Source organism: Salinibacterium sp. 10G20-15 (assembly GCF_057365065.1).
The window spans coordinates 2,171,909-2,190,250 of sequence record NZ_CP195118.1 but is presented as its reverse complement, the minus strand read 5'-3'; the positions used below and the strand labels follow the sequence as shown (position 1 = coordinate 2,190,250).

The 18,342-nt window shown below is 61.1% G+C and carries 15 protein-coding genes and 1 tRNA gene; 6 read left to right on the top strand and 10 right to left on the bottom strand.

The window, feature by feature from the left end; genetic code table 11:
* The first annotated feature begins 65 nt into the window (after positions 1 to 65).
* Positions 66 to 887: a UbiA family prenyltransferase gene (locus ACR3YK_RS10630; protein WP_486174846.1), complete on the top strand. Its 822-nt coding sequence runs from the start codon at positions 66 to 68 to the stop codon at positions 885 to 887.
* 4 nt (positions 888 to 891) lie between these two features.
* On the opposite strand, the gene ACR3YK_RS10625 is transcribed toward ACR3YK_RS10630, so the two are convergent.
* Both ACR3YK_RS10625 and ACR3YK_RS10620 read right to left on the bottom strand, forming a co-directional pair.
* The gene (locus ACR3YK_RS10625) at positions 892 to 2,277 is read right to left on the bottom strand and encodes a DHA2 family efflux MFS transporter permease subunit (protein ID WP_486174845.1); all 1,386 of its coding nucleotides are present in this window, start codon (positions 2,275 to 2,277) and stop codon (positions 892 to 894) included.
* 77 nt (positions 2,278 to 2,354) lie between these two features.
* Positions 2,355 to 4,904, bottom strand: coding sequence for a DEAD/DEAH box helicase (locus ACR3YK_RS10620; protein WP_486174844.1), 2,550 nt, complete (start codon positions 4,902 to 4,904; stop codon positions 2,355 to 2,357).
* A gap of 142 nt (positions 4,905 to 5,046) precedes the next feature.
* Between ACR3YK_RS10620 and ACR3YK_RS10615 the strand changes: the two genes are divergently transcribed.
* From ACR3YK_RS10615 to ACR3YK_RS10600, 4 genes are all read left to right on the top strand, one after another.
* The gene (locus ACR3YK_RS10615) at positions 5,047 to 6,525 is read left to right on the top strand and encodes an SDR family NAD(P)-dependent oxidoreductase (protein ID WP_486174843.1); all 1,479 of its coding nucleotides are present in this window, start codon (positions 5,047 to 5,049) and stop codon (positions 6,523 to 6,525) included.
* A 5-nt stretch (positions 6,526 to 6,530) separates the two neighbouring features.
* On the top strand, positions 6,531 to 6,770 hold the full coding sequence (locus tag ACR3YK_RS10610; protein ID WP_486174842.1) for a hypothetical protein: 240 nt from the start codon (positions 6,531 to 6,533) through the stop codon (positions 6,768 to 6,770).
* 73 nt (positions 6,771 to 6,843) lie between these two features.
* Positions 6,844 to 7,338: a cation:proton antiporter regulatory subunit gene (locus ACR3YK_RS10605; RefSeq protein ID WP_486174841.1), complete on the top strand. Its 495-nt coding sequence runs from the start codon at positions 6,844 to 6,846 to the stop codon at positions 7,336 to 7,338.
* 9 nt (positions 7,339 to 7,347) lie between these two features.
* Positions 7,348 to 8,547, top strand: coding sequence for a cation:proton antiporter (locus tag ACR3YK_RS10600; protein ID WP_486174840.1), 1,200 nt, complete (start codon positions 7,348 to 7,350; stop codon positions 8,545 to 8,547).
* Positions 8,548 to 8,668: 121 nt separating this feature from the next.
* Here the strand turns inward: ACR3YK_RS10600 and pxpA are convergent, their stop codons facing one another.
* From pxpA to ACR3YK_RS10575, 5 genes are read right to left on the bottom strand one after another with little or no spacing between them, the layout of a single operon-like run.
* Complete coding sequence (gene pxpA / locus ACR3YK_RS10595; RefSeq protein ID WP_486174839.1) at positions 8,669 to 9,394, bottom strand: 5-oxoprolinase subunit PxpA; 726 nt, start codon at positions 9,392 to 9,394, stop codon at positions 8,669 to 8,671.
* Between the two features lies 1 nt (position 9,395).
* Positions 9,396 to 10,901, bottom strand: coding sequence for an amidase (locus ACR3YK_RS10590; protein WP_486174838.1), 1,506 nt, complete (start codon positions 10,899 to 10,901; stop codon positions 9,396 to 9,398).
* Positions 10,902 to 10,914: 13 nt separating this feature from the next.
* The gene (locus ACR3YK_RS10585) at positions 10,915 to 11,949 is read right to left on the bottom strand and encodes an ABC transporter permease (RefSeq protein ID WP_486174837.1); all 1,035 of its coding nucleotides are present in this window, start codon (positions 11,947 to 11,949) and stop codon (positions 10,915 to 10,917) included.
* On the bottom strand, positions 11,946 to 13,514 hold the full coding sequence (locus ACR3YK_RS10580; protein WP_486174836.1) for a sugar ABC transporter ATP-binding protein: 1,569 nt from the start codon (positions 13,512 to 13,514) through the stop codon (positions 11,946 to 11,948). The genes ACR3YK_RS10585 and ACR3YK_RS10580 overlap by 4 nt, the downstream gene beginning before the upstream one ends.
* Before the next feature lie 2 nt (positions 13,515 to 13,516).
* The gene (locus ACR3YK_RS10575; RefSeq protein WP_486174835.1) at positions 13,517 to 14,596 is read right to left on the bottom strand and encodes a sugar ABC transporter substrate-binding protein; all 1,080 of its coding nucleotides are present in this window, start codon (positions 14,594 to 14,596) and stop codon (positions 13,517 to 13,519) included.
* 153 nt (positions 14,597 to 14,749) lie between these two features.
* Here ACR3YK_RS10575 and ACR3YK_RS10570 point away from each other — a divergent pair, with 153 nt between their 5' ends.
* Positions 14,750 to 15,535 carry a FadR/GntR family transcriptional regulator gene (locus ACR3YK_RS10570; protein ID WP_486174834.1) on the top strand — a complete coding sequence of 262 codons (786 nt, stop codon included), beginning with the start codon at positions 14,750 to 14,752 and terminating at the stop codon, positions 15,533 to 15,535.
* A 50-nt stretch (positions 15,536 to 15,585) separates the two neighbouring features.
* On the opposite strand, the gene ACR3YK_RS10565 is transcribed toward ACR3YK_RS10570, so the two are convergent.
* The 3 genes from ACR3YK_RS10565 to ACR3YK_RS10555 form a co-directional block, all read right to left on the bottom strand.
* On the bottom strand, positions 15,586 to 16,998 hold the full coding sequence (locus tag ACR3YK_RS10565) for a DUF2130 domain-containing protein (RefSeq protein WP_486174833.1): 1,413 nt from the start codon (positions 16,996 to 16,998) through the stop codon (positions 15,586 to 15,588).
* 204 nt (positions 16,999 to 17,202) lie between these two features.
* A tRNA-Ala gene (locus ACR3YK_RS10560) sits at positions 17,203 to 17,279 on the bottom strand.
* 210 nt (positions 17,280 to 17,489) lie between these two features.
* Positions 17,490 to 18,317 (bottom strand): MetQ/NlpA family ABC transporter substrate-binding protein, encoded by an 828-nt coding sequence (locus ACR3YK_RS10555; RefSeq protein WP_486174832.1) that lies wholly within the window; start codon positions 18,315 to 18,317, stop codon positions 17,490 to 17,492.
* Between the last annotated feature and the right edge of the window lie 25 nt (positions 18,318 to 18,342).

Genomic DNA, 18,342 nt, shown 5'->3' with positions numbered 1-18,342 from the left:
TTCAACATAGATCACCGCGGCTGATAGTCCCCATCACGACTCGAGTCTGCGACTACTCTTGGCGCATGATGCGCGCTCTCCTCCGGTCGTCCCACCCCGGTCCCACTGCCGCGGTGACCGTGATCGTGTTGGCACTCGCGTGGGGTTATGGCCTTGAGGGGTGGCGAATCGCCACCCTGACCGCCGCGATTCTGGCCAATCAGTTGTCGGTAGGACTCTCGAATGACTGGCTTGACGCTGAGCGCGACCGCGCCTCCGGTCGTACCGACAAACCCATCGTGTCAGGCGAAGTCTCGGCCACGCAGGTTGCGGGCATCGCCATGGGGCTTGCCGCGACATCCATTGTTCTTTCGGTGCTTCTCGGGCCGCTTGCTGCCCTTGCCCATGCAGTCTTTCTTGCCAGCGGCTGGCTTTACAACCTAGGGCTTAAGGCGACACTCTTCTCCGTTGTGCCGTACATTGCGGGATTCGGAGCGCTGCCCGCCATCGTGACCCTTGCTGCCGGAACTCCGCAGTTTGCTGCACCGTGGGCGATTGCGGCGGGAGCGCTCGTGGGGGTTGCGGCCCACTTCAGCAACGTACTTCCCGACCTAGACGACGATTCGCGCACCGGGGTGCGCGGGCTGCCGCACGCTCTGGGCACCCGGCTTTCCGCCACTGCGATCGCCGTCGGGCTGATCGGCGCGAGCATCGCTGTGGTGTTTGGGCCCGGCACCGCTCCGAGCGCGCTAGCCCTCATCGGCTTTATCGCCATCATCGCCATTGCGGGAGTGAGCGTGGTGCTGATCGCGCGGGGAACACTTCAGCGATTGCTCTTCCGCCTAACGATCGCCGCCGCCGCCATCACGGCCGCGCTTCTCGTGCTGTCGGCACCGCAACTGAGCTGACGCTCTACGCCAACGGCGGGGCGACATCACTCGGTTCGTTCGCTTCAGCGCCGGGATTGCGGATGCCCACCAGTGAGATCACGGCACCGGCGAACAACAGCATCGCCGTGACGATCACCACACGGTGGAAGTTCTCAGGCGAAAGCGAACCGACCGTGATCACGCCAATGAGCGCCACGGTGATGAGACCAGCAATGCGCGACACCGCGTTGTTTACCGCAGAACCAATTCCAGCTTGCTCTGTCGAGATCGCCCCCAAGATGGCGGACGTGAGCGGGGCAACCGTCATCGACATTCCCACGGAAAACAAGAGCACGCCCGGCAACACTTCGGTGACGTAGTTGACTGACTCCCCCAGCCCTAGGAACGTCACGTAGCCGACTCCGCCGAGCAACGGGCCGAGCGTCATGAACAAGCGCGGGCCGTATTTGCCGCTGAGACGACCAAAGAATGAGGAGAGCAGAATGATTCCGAGTGACGAAGGCAAGAACGCAAAGCCCGCGAAGGTCGCCGAGTATCCAGCCACCTCTTGCAGATACACAACCACGATGAAGCCGCCGAGGCCCAGCGCGCCGTAAATGAAGAACGTCGCAATATTTCCCATACTGAAATTGCGGTGACGGAAGAGTTCGAGCGGCAGCATCGGCTGCGTCGCGCGGCGCTGCCACACGACAAAAGCGATGAAACTCAGGATGCCGACCACGAGTGGTACGTAGACGGCGGGGCTGCCCCAACCCAAGTTTCCCTGCTCGATGAGCGCAAAGACCGGGCCGCCAAGCCCGACGATTCCGAGGGCGGCGCCGAGGAAGTCGATGCGCGTGTGGGCTTTGCGTTCATCTCGGTGACCAAGTCTCACGAGCAACCACAACGTGATGGCGATCGGAATGACGTTGATGGCGAAGACGAGGCGCCAGCTGAGCAGGTCGACAAAAGCGCCGCCGAGCACGGGGCCCACGATAAACGCGGCGCTCGTCCACGCCGTCCACTGCCCGATGGCATGAGCCTGCGCCGTGCCGCGGAACGTCGACATGATCAAGGCGAGAGAGCTCGGCACAAGGAGCGCGCCGGCGATGCCTTGAACGCCGCGCAACACAATGAGCAATTCGGCGTTGGGCGCAAGAGCAATGAGCAGCGATGCAACGCCAAAGCCGATGAGACCGATTCGCAGGATAACGAGTCGACCGAACACGTCCGACAGGGAACCCGCGAGCAGAATGAGCGAGCCAAGAGTGATGAGGTAGGCGTCGACGACCCACTGCTGAGTGCTCAGCCCACCGCCCAATTCAGAGCTAATTGCAGGAAGCGCAACGTTGATCACGGAGCCATCAAGGAAGGCAACAAACGACGCCAGAATCGCGATGGTCAGTACAAAACGTTGATCCCGGGTCATACAGCTATTCAACACCGGGCAGCATCACGTTATGCCCAATCAGTGGGTTAGCGAAAAGCACCTGCCCCGTCTGGAACCTAATCAAGCCGGCTGAAAGCTGTCACTCGCACGACAGCGATACCTTCTGCAGCAGACTCAGCGAGATCCACGGTCGCGTTGATCGACCAATCGTGGTTGCCTTCCGGGTCGTCGATAATCTGCCGTACGTGCCACTGCTCAGGCTCCTCGGTGATGGCAATCATCGCGGGACCCCGCGCGTCACCCGCCGTGGACATCGAGTCGTGCTCATCGAAGTAGCGATCGAGCGCCTCGCCCCACGCTTCTTCGTCGTAGCCGGCTGCGGCATCCAGCTCGCCGAGAGCGACCGCGTCGTCACGTGCCGCGAGCTGAACGCGACGGAACATTTCGTTGCGCACGAGAACACGAAACGCGCGAGCATTCGTAACGACGAATGCCGGAGTAGGCGGCAAGACTGGCTCACCACTAGTGGCGGAGTCGACCCCGTTCGTCATGGCCTCCCACTCATCGATGAGACTCGAGTCGACCTGGCGAACCAGTTCGCCGAGCCACTCGATGAGGTCGAGTAGTTCGTCGGTTTTGGCGTCATCCGGAATGGTTTGACGGGTGGCACGGTAGGCGTCGGAGAGATAACGCAGCACGAGGCCCTCGCTGCGAGCTAGACCATAGAAGCCCACAAAATCGGCAAAGGTCATGGCGCGCTCGTAGAGATCCCGCACGACGCTTTTGGGGCTGAGAGCGAAGTCGCCGATCCACGGCTGGCTCGCCCGGTACATCTCGAAGGCGGCATCCAGCAGCTCTTCGAGGGGCTTGGGCCACGTGACTTCTTCGAGCAGCTCCATGCGCTGGTCATACTCGATGCCTTCGGCTTTCATCGCCGCGACGGCCTCGCCGCGGGCCATGAACTGTTGCTGCGAGAGGATCGGGCGTGGGTCATCTAGCGTCGCTTCGAGCACAGAAATCATGTCGAGGGCGTACGTCGGCGACTCGCGATCGAGTAAATCAAACGACGCCACAGCGAACGGCGAGAGCGGTTGGTTGAGCGCAAAGTTGGCTTGCAGATCGACCGTGAGGCGAATCTCAATGCGTTCGTCGAAGCTCTCAACTTCCTCGCCATCCACGATCATCGTGTCGGCAATGCGGTGCTCTTCGACGATTTCAGCGGTGCGCAAGGTGCGGTAGATCGCGAGCGCTTGTTTGGCGAGTTCGCGTTGCTTGTGACGGGGTTCATGGTTGTCTTCGACGAGGGTGCGTACGTTGGAGAAGACGTCGCCGCCGCGAGCGATCACGTTGAGGATCATCGCGTGGTTCATGCGCATGTTGCTGGTGAGCTGTTCGGGCTCTGCGGCGATCATCCGCTCGAAGCTAGTTTCGCTCCACGTGACAAACCCTTCGGGAGGCTTTTTGCGCACGATCTTGCGTAGCTTCTTGGCGTCGTCACCGGCCTTGGCAACGAGCTTGGCGTTTTCCGACTCGTGCTCGGGAGCCTGAGCCACAACGGTTCCTGCCGTGTCAAAACCAGCGCGACCGGCGCGACCAGCGATCTGGTGGAACTCACGCGCGGTCAGCTGACGCATCCGGGTGCCGTCGTACTTGGTGAGCTGCGTCAGCAGCACAGTACGGATGGGCACGTTGATGCCGACGCCGAGAGTGTCGGTTCCGCAGATCACGCGCAGCAACCCGCGCTGAGCGAGTTGCTCGACGAGGCGGCGGTACTTGGGCAGCATGCCCGCGTGGTGCACGCCGATACCGGAGCGGATGAGGCGCGAGAGCGTCTTGCCGAATACGGTTGTGAAGCGGAAGTCACCGATCGCGTCAGCAATCTGGTCACGCTGCTCGCGGGAGACAACCTTGATGCTGGTCATCGCTTGCGCGCGCTCGAGAGCGGCGGCCTGCGAGAAGTGCACAATGTAGATCGGCGCTTGGCCGGTGGAGAGCAACTCTTCCACCGTCTCGTGGATGGGCGTGAGGGCCCACGAGTAGTGCAGCGGCACGGGGCGTTCGACACCCGTGATCAGGCTTGTTTCGCGGCCAGTACGGCGGCTCAGGTCATCCGCCAGCGGTTGCATGTCGCCGAGCGTCGCCGACATCAGCACAAACTGCACCTTGGGCAGGATCAGCAGCGGCACCTGCCAGGCCCAGCCGCGATCGGGATCGGCGTAGAAGTGGAACTCATCCATCACAACCTGATCGACACGAGCATCCGCCCCCTCGCGCAGCGCGAGATTCGCCAAGATTTCCGCGGTGCAGCAGATGATGGGCGCGTCGGCGTTTACCGAGGAATCCCCCGTGACCATGCCGACGTTCTCGGCGCCGAAGACCTCAACAAGCGCGAAGAACTTCTCGCTCACGAGAGCCTTGATGGGCGCGGTGTAGAACGTGCGCTGCCCTTGGGCAAGCGCAATCGCGTGGGCGGCAATCGCTACGAGCGACTTTCCCGTGCCCGTTGGCGTGGAGAGGATGACGTTGGCACCCGAAACGAGCTCGATTACCGCTTCATCCTGAGCAGGGTAAAGATCGAGGCCTCGGCCAGATGCCCAGCCGACGAAAGCGTCATAGGTTGCGTCTGCGTCAAAGGGCGTCGGAAGCGCATCCAAGAGTGAGGGCATTGTTCCACCGTAGCCGGGTCGCCCGACATCACGGCGCGAGAACCGCGGATCGAGTGGGGTGCGAATTCGAGTCACCGGCACGGAGGACAACGTCAGCACCCTCCGCGAGCGTTCCCCACTCGCAGCGCGAGTAGAATTGGGTGTGCCTAATTCTTCACCCGCCTCCGATCACGGCCCCAGCGGTCTTGACCCCACCGAGCTCGAGATTACCCTCAAGGTTCTCGACCAGATGGTGGGCATGGATGAAGAGCACCCCGACTTCGTGACGGTGCGGCGGGCGACGGCCGCCATGTTCAAGGCGGTCAAGAAAGAGCGCCGCCTCGAGAAGCGTGCGGCCATCGCTGACGCCGACCGTCAAGTTATTGCAGCAACTGCTACGGGTGCGGCTGACCGTATTGATGACGAGACCCGCGGCATCCCCATCTCTACCAGCACGACGGCGCCGACCGCCGGCGAACTAATTAAGGCTCGCCCGTGCTACATCTGCAAGCAGCCGTACACCACCGTCGATGCGTTTTACCATCAGCTGTGCCCGAGCTGTGCGGCTTTCAATCACGCTAAGCGTGACGCCCGCACTGACCTGACGGGCAGGCGTGCGCTGCTCACCGGTGGCCGCGCCAAGATCGGCATGTACATCGCTTTGCGTTTGCTGCGGGATGGCGCGCACACGACCATCACGACTCGTTTTCCTCGGGATGCCGTTCGTCGCTTCTCGAGCCTGCCCGACTCGGCAGACTGGTTGCACCGCCTTCGCGTGGTTGGAATCGACCTGCGCGACCCTGCCCAAGTAATCGGTCTGGCCGAGTCTGTCGCTGAGCAGGGCCCACTCGACATCCTGATCAACAATGCGACGCAGACCGTACGTCGCTCCCCCGGGGCATACCAGCCGCTCGTCGATGGTGAGCTCGCTCCCCTGCCCGACGGCCCGCTGCCCGAACTCGTGACCTTCGGGCATACGAATGACCCGCATCCGCAAGCCCTCGCGCAGTCAGTATCGGCGCATCCGATCCTGGCCGCCGCGGCTACGCGTGCCGAAGAGCTGACCGAGCAAGCCATGACCGCTGGCTCGAGCTCACTGGAGCGACTCGCTGCCGGAACCGCGATCGACGCCGGTGGCCTCGTGCCTGACCTCGACTCGATCAACTCGTGGACTCAGCACGTCGATCAGGTCGACCCGCTCGAGATGCTCGAAGTTCAGCTCGCGAACACTACGGCACCGTTCGTGCTGATCTCCAAGTTGCGTCCCTCGATGGCAGCCTCCGCGTCCCGTCGCAAATACATCGTGAATGTGTCGGCGATGGAGGGCGTGTTCGGTCGCGGTTACAAGGGCCCCGGGCATCCGCACACCAACATGGCCAAAGCCGCCGTGAACATGCTTACCCGAACGAGCGCCCGCGAGATGTTCGAGAGCGACGGCATTCTGATGACGAGTGTCGACACCGGCTGGATTACGGATGAGCGCCCTCACCCCACCAAGGTGCGGTTGGCAGAAGAGGGCTTTCATGCGCCGCTCGACCTCGTCGATGGTGCGGCCCGCGTCTACGACCCGATCGTGCGCGGCGAGGATGGCGAAGATCTGTTCGGCATCTTCCTCAAGGACTACGACAAGAGTTCATGGTAACGCCGATGACTACCCCGGCAGAGTTTTTGAAAGCCACCACGAGTGGAACCCGTGTCGTGGTGCGTCATCTCATCGAGGATGGCCGCGCGACCGACTCACTCGGCTATTTTCACCTCGCCGATGACACCCACTGCGTCGTTGCAACAAAGCGTGGCCTCGAGACCATTGAACTCGCGAAAGTTGTCGCCGCAAAAGAAGTGCCACCGCCGCCAGCGCCCCGCCCCCGAACTGCGACCACGGAATAGTAGGGGATGCGGCATAACAGGCGTAGAGTTCTCGCTGGACTAAAGACCACAATCGAATGGGTAAGTTGAACAAGTGGGCGTAAGAATCGAACGAATTGACCTTCCCGGGTTTGGCGTGCGCAACGACGTCATCACGAACTCAGGATGCCGCATCAGCGTCGTCTCGCTGCGCTCTGGTGAACGTGATCTTGCGTTCTTCAACGCTGATGACCCCGATTCGAACGCGGCGTCGATCTCGCTCAGCGATGACGAGGCCTCCGCCATCGCTGAGGTCCTCGGCTCGTCGCTTACTCTCAGCCGGCTGTCTGCTCTGGGGGAGAAAGCCGAAGGGCTCTTCACCGAAGAGATCTCTTTGCCCAACGGTTCCGATTTCGTCGGCCATCCCATGGGTGACATGAAAGCCCGCACTCGTACTGGTGCGTCCATCGTTGCCATCGTGCGCGGCAACGACGTTGTCACTTCCCCCGGTCCTGAGGTCGCATTCGAACCCGGCGACGTTATTGTCGCAGTCGGCACTCGCCAGGGGCTCGATGCTCTCGGCACGCTCATCAATAGCGGTCCCAGCTAAGGGTCGCGTATGCATGAGACGACGCAGCTACTCATTGAGGTTGGCGCTCTCCTGCTCGTTCTGAGTGTGCTTGGCAGAGTTGCCGCACGCTTCGGGTTCTCGGCGATCCCGCTGTATCTTCTCGCGGGACTCGCCGTTGGCGAGGGCGGCCTACTCCCCCTTCAGGCCAGCGAAGAATTTTTCGAAGTCGGATCGCAGATCGGCGTGATCTTGCTGCTGGCCATGCTCGGACTCGAATATTCGGCCGACGAGCTAGTGTCCAACCTCAAAACCTCGCGCGTCTCGGGACTTCTGGACGGTGTCTTCAACGCGCTCCCGGGCGCACTGTTCGCGATGCTTTTGGGCTGGGAACCGGCCGCGATTGTTGCTCTCGCTGGAGTGACGTGGGTCTCTTCTTCCGGAGTAATTGCCAAGGTCATCCGGGACCTTGGGCGACTCGGTAACCGCGAGACGCCGGTCATTTTGTCGATCCTCGTGATGGAAGACCTCGCGATGGCCTTCTATCTTCCCGTCTTGTCTGCGCTCGTAATCGGTGCCGGGTTACTGCAGGGGTCCATCACCGTGGCGATCGCAGTTGCCGTGGTCGTCACCATCCTCTACGTAGCGCTTCGCCACGGGCGGTTCTTGTCACGCTTGCTCCCCCAGAAGAACGCTGAAGCGCTGCTCCTCGGAGTTGTGGGCCTCACGATGCTTGTTGCGGGTCTCGCCGAGGCGGTGAACGTCTCCGCAGCAGTTGGTGCGTTCCTCGTGGGTATCGCCATTTCAGGGCCTGTAGCGCACCAGTCCGCCCAGCTCATCACTCCCCTACGTGACCTCTTCGCTGCCGTGTTCTTCGTCTTCTTCGGCATCTCGACCTCGCCCGCCGACATCATCCCGGTGCTACTGCCGGCTTTCGCCCTCGCTGTGCTCACGATTGGCACCAAAACGTTCTCCGGATACCGGGCTGCGAAACGCGCCGGCATCGCCGCACCTGGCCGTTGGCGTACCGGGTTGGCCCTGACGCCCCGCGGCGAGTTTTCTATCGTGATCGCCGGCCTCGCCGTCGGCGCCGGCATCGAACCGATGCTCGCCCCGCTAGCCACCGCCTACGTTCTCATGACGATCATCGCCGGCCCGCTGTTGGCGCGTGTGCCCGATACCGCGTGGTTCAAGGCGCGCGTGCGCAAACCCGTATCGGCGCCGCCGACGATGCCGATCGCTCCGCGTTAGTTATCTTCATAGCTGAGCGGCGAGAACCCGAGCGACCCCACCGCGACAGCGGAGCGCACGGGGACACACCACGACGCGACGAGTGGCAAAACCATGAGGCCGCCACCCGCCACGTTATGGGTCAGACCGCCACTTGCGTTATCGCAGCGCGCACCGTGCGCGCCACCTCCACCGCGTTCGGCAGGTCTGAGTGTACGCAGAAGGAGTCAGCGCGCACGGGAACCTCGTTCCCCGTTGTGCTGATGGTTATTCCTTCCCGTAAGGCACGTAACGCCCGCTCCGCGACTTCGCTCAGGTCCCTGACGGCGCCTGTACGGTTCACGACGATCATGCCGTCATCCGTATAGTCGAGATCGACGTAGTACTCGGCAACGAATGGCACGCCCCTCTGCGCCGCCACTCGTTCGTGAGCTGTGCCTGCGAGCCCGTAAATTGGCACGCCATACTGCACTGCAACGTCACACGCGGCATCCATCAGCTCGGCATTTCGCGCGAGCATTCCGAAGAGTGCACCGTGCGGTTTGATGTGATGCAGTTCGAGACCCTCTGCCTGAACGAACGCCGCAACCGCCCCCGTCTGATAGCGGATGAGGTCGCGCGCTTCTTCGGTCGTGATCGCCATTTCACGGCGCCCAAACCCCGCAATGTCAGGCAAGCCCGGGTGGGCTCCCACTGTCACGCCCCGGTCGAGGGCGAGAGCAACGATCCGAGAAATTGCGGTGGGATCGCCGGCGTGCAGCCCGCCCGCCACGTTGATGCTGTCGACAAACTCAAGGAGGAGTTCGTCATTACCGAAATGGTGGATGCCTACCGACTCCCCCATGTCGGCATTGACCGTAATCGCCATGTCAGTGATCAGTCTCCGTCAGTGTTGCCTCGGGGCTTCGACGCGCGGCCGTTGCCTTCTCTACTGCGGCCGCAACGACCAATAAGCGCTGCTCGTCGTAGGGAGCGCTCATGATTTCCAGTCCGACGGGAAGTCCGTTGTCGGTGAAACCAACAGGGACCGTGATTGCCGGGAAGTGAAGTTGCGAGGCAATAACCGTATTGGTCGGGTAGGTAAGGCAGGTCCAGCGGTCAGCAAAGACATCCTCGCGTGTCGGCGCGGGGAGCTTGGCATCGGGGAAAACGATTGCGTCGAGGTTCAGTTCCTCCATCAAGCTCACGACCGTGCGCTGGAACTTCTGCTGCACGAGGATGCGCTCAACGTATTCGGGGTCGTCGGCCGGGTTCTCGGGTGACGCCGCGATTCCGATCAGCAGATCGAGCTTCGGGTGGAAACGGCCGCTTGCAATGACATCGCTCATTCCCGTAACTCCAGAGCCCGGGCGAGTCGCGAAAAACTTGTCCATGTCTTCGTGCGAACGAGTGTTGTAAAGCGAGGTGAACCCGACCAAGTGCATCAGATCGTCGACATGAACGTCAATGGTCTCTCCCCCGGCACTACGCAACTTGGCGAGCGTGTCTTCGAGCACCACGTTGACGCGGGCGCCATCGACATCACTTTCGTCACCGAAAGCTTCACGGAGCACCCCAACGCGCTTGCCGGTCATAGTCGAATCGGTGAGGCCATCAGTGTACGAACCAGAATGGCGCGCCACCCGATTGACACTTGTGTAGGAATCTTCGGGGTCGAAGCCCGCGAGAACGTCCAGAACACGGGCGCTGTCTTCCACCGTGCGAGTCATCGGACCGGGCGTGTCCTGCGGCTTGACCAGGGCAGACATTCCCGCGCGGCTGATCAGCCCTGGGGTAACCCGCAGGCCAACGAGGTTGCAGAAGGATGCAGGCAAACGGATCGAACCGCCGGTGTCTCCACCGATTCCGACCAGAGAAAGATTGGCAGCGATCGCGGCTGCCGATCCCGATGACGATCCTCCCGGGTCGCGATCGAGATCGTAGGGGTTCTTTGTGGTTCCGCTGCGCGATGAGGTGCTGAACCACGAGGTCGCGAAGTCCGGCATCGTGGTGGTTCCCATGATGACAGCACCGGCAGCCCGCAGTCGTGCGACAACCGCGGAATCCTTCTCGGGCACGAACTCGGCCGCAATTTCGCTGCCATAGCTCGTGGGCATTCCGCCGACTTCAACTTGATCTTTGACGAGCACGGGAACACCGTGCAGCGGGCCGAAGAGCTCCCCCTGAGCGGCAAAGTACGCGTCAAGCGCTGCAGCGTCGGCAGCCGCCGACGGCGACAACGCCACGATCGAATTGAGGGCCGCACCGTTGCGGTCGATGGACTCGATGCGGTCGAGGTAGGCCTGCACAACGTTCGCTACTGTGACGGTTCCTGCGCGGTAGGCATCCTGAACTTCGCTAATGGTGATCTCACGGACATCAAAATTTTCCGACATGATCTTGCTCCTTTTAGAGGGTGTCTTTACTAATACTGCTCTGGGTGGACTCGATTGACGAGGTTTTACGGGGACGGGCGAAGCGACTCCAATCGACAGAGGTGAGAGCCGCAATGATGATCACCCCCTTGATGATGTTCTGGTAGTAGGCATCAATATCGAGAAGGTTGAAGCCGTTCTGCAAGGTCGCGAGAATTGCGACACCGACAGCGGTGCGCCACATGGAGCCTTTGCCGCCGGCGAGAGTAGTGCCTCCCACGATCACGACCGTGAGCACGTCGAAGACGAGCTGCCCGCTGAGTCCAGCCTGAGCTGAGCTCAATCGGGATGCGGTAATCGTGCCGGCAATTCCGGCGCAGATTCCCGCGACGAGGTAGGCGCTCGCGACAATCCAGTCGGCTCGAATTCCTGAAAGGCGCGCGGCCTCACGATTGCCGCCCACGGCGTAAATGTTGTGACCGTATGTAGTGAACGCCAGGATGAGGCCGCCCACGATGAAGAGAGCAATCATGAGCAGCGCGCTGAGGGGCACGCCCGCGAGAGAACCTCGTCCAAGCACGGTGAATGGCTCGAAAGCCACTTGGATGGGACGATTTCCAGTCAGCAACAATGCCACGCCGGTGATGATCAATGACGAGCCGAGTGTGGCGATGAACGGGTTAACTCTCAGTAGAGTCACGATCACCCCGTTGACTAGGCCGACTATGCCGGCGACGGCGATCGCCCCGAGGAATGCCACCAGTGGTGGCATCGTCTGGCCGAGTGTTGCCGCCACAACAGCGGCAAGAGCGTAAGTTGCTGCCATCGACAGGTCGAAACCTCCTGTGAGAACGACGTACGTCATTCCGATGCCCATGATGGCCACCGGCGCCCACTGGGCGAGAACGTTGCTGACGTTGCCAAGCGAGAGAAATGCCGGTTGTAAGATCGCGACGATTATCACGAGGGCGGCAAGCGCCAAGAGCACGCCGTATTCGCCGAAGGCTCGGCGAAGACGAGTAGTGAGCGGATTGGCTAGGTGCTGCGGGGCGGTGGTTAGTGTGCTCACAGTGTTGCCTCCTGAACGTGAGGTGATGACGACGTGGATGGGGAAACGGGAATGGTCGACAACTCGGTCGTTCCGAAAGACTGAGCTAGCACGTCGTGGACAGTCGCTCCGCGCGGTAGTTCTGCCACGACTTTTCCGGCGCGACACACGATCACTCGGTCGCTGTGATCGAGAACTTCTTGGATCTCGCTTGACGACCACAGCACGGCACGACCTTCGTCTGCGAAAGATCGCATCGAGGCGAAAACTTCCGACTTCGCGCCGATATCCATTCCGCGCGTTGGTTCGTCGAGCAGCATGAGGCGCAGGGGCCGCGAAAAGAGGCGGCCAAGGAGCAGTTTTTGTTGGTTACCGCCCGAAAGTGTTCCGGCGGACGCCCCCAGCCGCGATGCGGCGAAGGCCACTCGGCGAGCAATCGGCTCTGCCCAGCGTGCGATGAGTCCCGCGGAGACACGGCCCTTTCGGCGCGTGAGGGCGAAACCACCCAAAGCGATGTTCCAGGCTGCGGCGCGATCGAGTACGAGACCCTGATGTTTACGGTCTTCTGGGGCCAACGCGATTCCGGTTGCCCACGCTTGAGCTGGGGTGGCCGGCCATCGCCTCTCTGTGCCATCGAGCCGGAGACCGCCTGTGCGTACGGGATCTGCGCCTGCTATTGCGCGCAATAGGCGGGTGCGCCCCGAGCCTACGAGTCCGGCGATTCCCACGACTTCGCGAGAACGAATCGCGAGCGACGCCAGATCGACGCCCGGTGCCGTGAGGTTGTCGATCGCCGCAATGACGGGCTCCATATTCGTACGCTGGCCACCGGTCGGCGCCGACGACGGCGAGTGGCCGAGCATCGCCGTCACAAGCGCTGTTTTGCTCCAGTGATTAGCGGGACCTCGCGAGACTACCGAACCTTCGCGAAGAACCATCACTTCATCGCTGATGTCGAGCACCGCGTCAAGATCATGGGAAACGTATAGCACCGAGCATCCCTTGGCGCGCAAGTCACGAATTACAGAGTGCAAGCGTTCAATGTCTTCGGGGCCGAGTGATGCGGTGGGTTCGTCCATGATCACGAGGCGGCGCCCGTGAGCAATAGCACGCATGATCTCAAGCAACTGTTGATTTGCGGTGGAGAGGCTACCCGCGCGAGTTTCGGCACGGATGTCGCTGCCAACGCGCTGGGCAACCGCGGTGTAGTTGCGCCGCAATTGTTGCTTTCGCACCACGCCACACAACGTCGGGACATGGCCCAAATACACGTTCTCCTGGGCGCTAAGCTCCGGAACGATCGTGAGCTCTTGATAGATCATGGCAACCCCCGCGTCGGATGAGGAACGGGGGTTGCCAGCGATCACTGGTGTTCCGAATACTTCAATCTGACCCGCGCTGGCACGTTCGGCGCCCGCGATCGACTTCATGAGGGTCGATTTGCCGGCTCCGTTCTCTCCGACAACGGCGAGAACTGTGCCCGGCTCGACGGTGAAGCTGACGTCGTTGAGTGCTCGTACTCCCGGATACTGCTTACTGAGGCCGGAGACGGTCAGTGCCATGGATGGTTCGCGGTTCAGAGTCATGATTAGTACTCGGGGTCGAAGTCAGCAGCGTTGCTGCTGTCGATGAAGATGGTGCCGGGGCCGTCGATAACTACCGGCGATTCAGCGAGGTAGGTGAAGCCCTCAGTGATCTCGTCGGTCGCAAGGGCTCGAGCGAGCTGAACTCCGCCGTAGTAGGACTCTTCGTAGGGCAAGAGCACTGTCGTCGAGGTCCAGGCTCCGTCGACGACGCGCTCCGCGCCGTATTCCGTGCCGCCGACGCTGTAGATCCGTACGTCGTCACCGGGAGTGAGCCCGGCGGCGCGGATGCCTTCTTCAACGCCGCGAGTCATGTCGTCCCACGAAGAGATGACGATCTCGGCGTTGGGGTTGGCCTGCAGAGCATCCTGCACCACGCTGAGCGACGTCGCGGGGTCAAAGTTGCCCGGCTGTTCAGTGACGACGGTGACGTTGGGGTGATCGGCAGCAGCGCGCTCAATCGCGTTCTGCCAGCGCGTGTAGAGGTCACTACCGAGGAAGCCGCCAACGGCGATGGCCTCGCACTCGCCTTCACAGGAGTCGAAGGCGTTGTTGACGTGCTCAAGGAAGAAAGATTCGGTCTGCATAGCGACGAATCCAACGGAACCTTCGGTGAAGTCAGCGTTTCCGCACATGGGGCTGTTGATCGTCGCTACCGGAGCACCTGACTCGACGAGAACATCGAAGCTTGCACAGCCCGAAGCATCGGCAACGGGAGAAAAGATGTAGCCGTCAAAGTCGCGCAACACAGCGTCTTGTACCTGACCCTGCTGAGCGTTGGCGTCAAAGGCGGCATTGAAAAGGGTGATCTCCGCGTTGACTGCCGCTGCGGCATCCTGCGCACCCTGCCAGCGCACCTGGCAGAACGTGTTCTCGGTGGCGCATTCTGCGATGTAGGCAATCGACGCTCCATCGAGGTCGGGAAGCCCGGCTTCGATGTAGTCGAGCGTGGTGGCCATCGCAGTTTGCGAGGCGACGGCATCGCTGGGGGCGCTGTCGGTGGTTCCGCTTGTGCTGGGGGCGGTACATCCGGCAAGCGCCATCACACCCAACATCGCTGCACTTAGTAACACTCGGGTTCGCATGATCTACTCCTCGTTGAAAGCTAGACATTCAATGTTTGACACTCAACGTAGTACCTTGGACCTAGATCAACAAGGTTTTAGTTGTTACATTTAGATTTCGCAGAAACTGAGGTTTCGGCACCCTTACCACCGAGCCTTTCCAAGGAGTCACGGATGACCCAGCCTGAGTTCGAACCTGCAGAGCTGTCGCGCCGCGATGCCTCTGGCCAGATCGCACTGCAGCTACGCAAGGCGATCAACGACAACGTGTGGGAGCCAGGCGAGCGTCTACCCACCGAAAAAGAGCTGGCGGATACTTTCGATGTGTCACGCGCCACCGCGCGCGAAGCCCTCAAGCTGCTCTCTGCGACCGGCCTTGTTCAATCCACCCGCGGCGGCCAAGGCGGTACATTCGTAACAGTCCCCGATGCCGACCAAGTTGCCGCCCAGCTCAGCGATGCGATCCGGCTGTGGTTTCGCGTGGGGAACGTCACAGTCCAGAACGTCGATGAGGCGCGCGAAAAGCTCGAGACGATGTGCGTCGGTCTCGCAGCTCAGCACCGCACCGACGACGACATCATTGCGATTCGTCATGCGGTGGATGCTGCGCGTGATCTCGAAATGGATATCGACGAATGGCTAGAGTGGGACCTCGCGTTTCACACCGCGATTTCGCGCGCCACGAAGAATCCGATTCTCGAACTCGCAATGATGTCTGTGCACCTCAGCCGCCCCGCAACGAACACGGTTTTCGTGAATCTGCTCGGGCGCGACGATGTTCTTCAACAACATCACGAAATTTGCGAGGCGATCGCAGATTCTGATCCTGCACGGGCCGAACGCGCGCTGCTAACGCATGTTGGCTATCTCAATGACGTTCGGAGAGATGCACTCCTCGCTCTCGAAGTGGACGACGTACCGCTTTCGCAGTTGCCGTTCTCCCCCAGCAAACGCCGCTAGTAGTCTCGTACTATCTCGCACGAGCGTGCTCTGCTTATTGTTCGAGCGTGCTAGCTCCGCCCTTTACCAAGGTCGGAGAACTTCTCGGCCATTGTCGGGTTGCCGCGGGTCAGCTTCTTGATCGTCACGTCTTGAGCCTTGTCGTTGGCGAGACGCAGGTTACGGTTGGTACCGAGCAGGGCGTCTTTAGTTTTCTGCAGGTGATCGATCGATTTGTCAATCTCGTCGATCGCGGTCTGAAACTTGCGGGATGCCAAGTCGAAGTTACGAGCGAAGCCTGTTTTGAAGGAGTCCAACTCTTCCTCAAAGTTCGTCACGTCAATGCTCTGCGCCTTCACGAGCGCAAGCTCGTTCTTGTACGTGAGGGAGTTGAGGGCTGCGTTGCGGAGCACCGTGATGATGGGAATGAAGAACTGGGGGCGCACCACGTACATCTTCGGGTAGCGGTGGGAGACATCCACGATGCCCGAGTTGTACAGCTCGTTGTCGGGCTCCAGCAGCGACACCAGCACCGCGTACTCGCAGCCCTTTTCGTTGCGATCTTTGTCGAGCTCCTTCAAGAAGTCTTCGTTGCGCTTCTTCGTGGCCGTGGTGTCGGCTTCGTTCTTCATCTCGAACATGATCGAGACGATCTCGGTGCCCGACTCATCCGCCTCTTTGAAGATGTAGTCACCCTTGCTGCCGCTGCGCGCGTCATTGTCTTTCTCAAAGTAGGCGCGTGGGAAGGCGGTGGCGCGAATCTGGTTGAACGTGGTCTCACAGTGGATCTCGAGCGTCTCACCGATCATCTTCGTCGAGAGCCGCGCCTTCATATCGCGCAGCCGCTCAATCGCATCGTCGCGATCTTTGATCTGAGTCTCGTACTTGTCTTTCAGCGACGTCTCGGCGAGCTTCTTCTCCAGCTCCATGCGCTCCAGAGAGCTCTTGAGCCCATCCCGCTCCTTTTCAACGGCGCCCACCGCCGCGGAGAGCGCCAACTGCTGTTCTGAGCCTGCCGCCTGAAGCTTCGACTTCAGCGCCTGGATTTCAGCTTCCTTATCCGCCGTGGCCTTCTGCAACTCGTTGACCCGTCTGGCTTCGGCAAGATCGGCCGCGGCTTGACGCTCCCGCTGAGTCTTCTCGAGCTCATTCGCCAGCGCGTCACGCTCGGCCTGAACGACACTCAACGCTTCGGCCACCGCGAGCTTCTGGGAAACAGCACCCGCATCCAACTGCGCTTTTAGCTCCTGAATCGCGGCATCTTTCTTCGAGGCCTCCGCCTGCAACTCGCGCGCGACCTTCGCCTCGGCGAGCTCTATCTCGGCCTTCTTCGTCGCCTCGGCCGCGTCGAGCCGTTCGTGCAGCTCACTCTCGAACTCGCGGTCACGAATCTGCTTCACGATGTCGGCATAGCCGGCCTCATCGATAGTGAACGCTTTGCCACAGTGGGGGCAGGTAACTTCGTGCATCGGCGCGTCTTCCATTCAGCTCTGCTGTGAGGTGGATGCCCGCCGGCTGCAGTTACTTGCGCGGCACACTCCACATCGTTCTCGCTCAGGCTAGCGGGTGCACTGAGCGCTCGGGGGTTGCCGCACGGAGTTGTGACACGGCAACGCCCACGGCTGGGTTCACGCAGGCCAGAAGACAGAACGAAAAAGCCCCGCAATCTTTACGATTGCGGGGCTAAATGGTGGATCCAAGGGGATTTGAACCCCTGACCCCCTGCATGCCATGCAGGTGCGCTACCGGGCTGCGCCATGGACCCATTCGTTTTGTTTCCGTGTAGAAAACGCAACTTGACAAGATTACTACACGCTCAGCGCATCCAAAACCATCTGAGCGATTCCCGGCGAAAAGTGTGCGAAATATTTGGAAAACCCGAAGGGCGGCCAGCATCCGTGAAGATGGTGACCGCCCTTCGTTCGCCTAAGCGAACGGTGGTGTTAGCCGCGTCCTCGCTTAGCCGTGTCATCGCTTAGGAAACGGGGATGACGAGTCCGTTGTAGAAGTCGTTGATGTACGCCTTCGTCTCGTCGGAGGTCAACAGTTCGTAGAGCTTCGTCACGCGCGGGTCGCTCTTGAGTTCGTCGCGAGTGACGAGCGTGTTGTAGTACACGCTGGAGGTACCTTCGGTCACGAGCTGCAGGTCCCCCGAGAGTCCAGCGGCACCGGCGTAGTTGAAGTTCACGATCGCCGCGTCCTGGTCATCGAGCGCCGACGGCAGGCTTGCTGCATCAATCTCGATGAAGTTGTAGTCGTTCGGGTTCGCGGTGATGTCCGACACAGTCGACGGGGCATCCGTGGTTTCAATGATTCCGGCATCCGCGAGGAGCAGCAGCGCACGGCCCTCGTTGCTCGCATCGTTCGGCAGAGCGATGTTGGCGCCCTTCGGGAGGTCAGCGAGGTCGTCAACGGTCTTCGAGTAGAGCGCCAGCGGCGGCAGGTACACCTGGCCGACAACGAACAGGTTGTCGCCCGTGTTCTCGTTGTACAGGTCGAGGAACGGCTCGTGCTGGAAGAGGTTGACGTCGAGGCTGCCCTCGCTCAACGCGGGGTTCGGGGTGGTGTAGTCGGTGAACTCAACGATGTCGAGCTCGAGACCGGCAGCCTCAGCCTGGCCGCTGTCGATGACGAACTGAACGATCTCGCCAGCCGGTGTTGCCGTAGCGCCGACGGTCAGCGAACCGAGGGTGCCATCAGTCGGTGCGGACTCTTCAGCGGGAGCCGAGCATCCGGCCAGAGTAAGCGCGAGCACGCCAGCGGCGGCCACGGTGGAGAGGGAGAAGAACTTGGAGCGTGACATAACTATTCCTTTGGTGAAGGGTGAA

What these genes read in the sequence shown, in the direction of transcription:
- ACR3YK_RS10630 (WP_486174846.1), top strand. Translation starts at nt 66, where the DNA reads ATGATGCGCGCTCTCCTCCGGTCGTCCCACCCCGGTCCCACTGCCGCG.
- ACR3YK_RS10625 (WP_486174845.1), bottom strand. Translation starts at nt 2,277, where the DNA reads ATGACCCGGGATCAACGTTTTGTACTGACCATCGCGATTCTGGCGTCG.
- ACR3YK_RS10620 (WP_486174844.1), bottom strand. Translation starts at nt 4,904, where the DNA reads ATGCCCTCACTCTTGGATGCGCTTCCGACGCCCTTTGACGCAGACGCA.
- ACR3YK_RS10610 (WP_486174842.1), top strand. Translation starts at nt 6,531, where the DNA reads ATGACTACCCCGGCAGAGTTTTTGAAAGCCACCACGAGTGGAACCCGT.
- ACR3YK_RS10600 (WP_486174840.1), top strand. Translation starts at nt 7,348, where the DNA reads ATGCATGAGACGACGCAGCTACTCATTGAGGTTGGCGCTCTCCTGCTC.
- pxpA (WP_486174839.1), bottom strand. Translation starts at nt 9,394, where the DNA reads ATGGCGATTACGGTCAATGCCGACATGGGGGAGTCGGTAGGCATCCAC.
- ACR3YK_RS10590 (WP_486174838.1), bottom strand. Translation starts at nt 10,901, where the DNA reads ATGTCGGAAAATTTTGATGTCCGTGAGATCACCATTAGCGAAGTTCAG.
- ACR3YK_RS10580 (WP_486174836.1), bottom strand. Translation starts at nt 13,514, where the DNA reads ATGACTCTGAACCGCGAACCATCCATGGCACTGACCGTCTCCGGCCTC.
- ACR3YK_RS10575 (WP_486174835.1), bottom strand. Translation starts at nt 14,596, where the DNA reads ATGCGAACCCGAGTGTTACTAAGTGCAGCGATGTTGGGTGTGATGGCG.
- ACR3YK_RS10570 (WP_486174834.1), top strand. Translation starts at nt 14,750, where the DNA reads ATGACCCAGCCTGAGTTCGAACCTGCAGAGCTGTCGCGCCGCGATGCC.
- ACR3YK_RS10565 (WP_486174833.1), bottom strand. Translation starts at nt 16,998, where the DNA reads ATGGAAGACGCGCCGATGCACGAAGTTACCTGCCCCCACTGTGGCAAA.
- ACR3YK_RS10555 (WP_486174832.1), bottom strand. Translation starts at nt 18,317, where the DNA reads ATGTCACGCTCCAAGTTCTTCTCCCTCTCCACCGTGGCCGCCGCTGGC.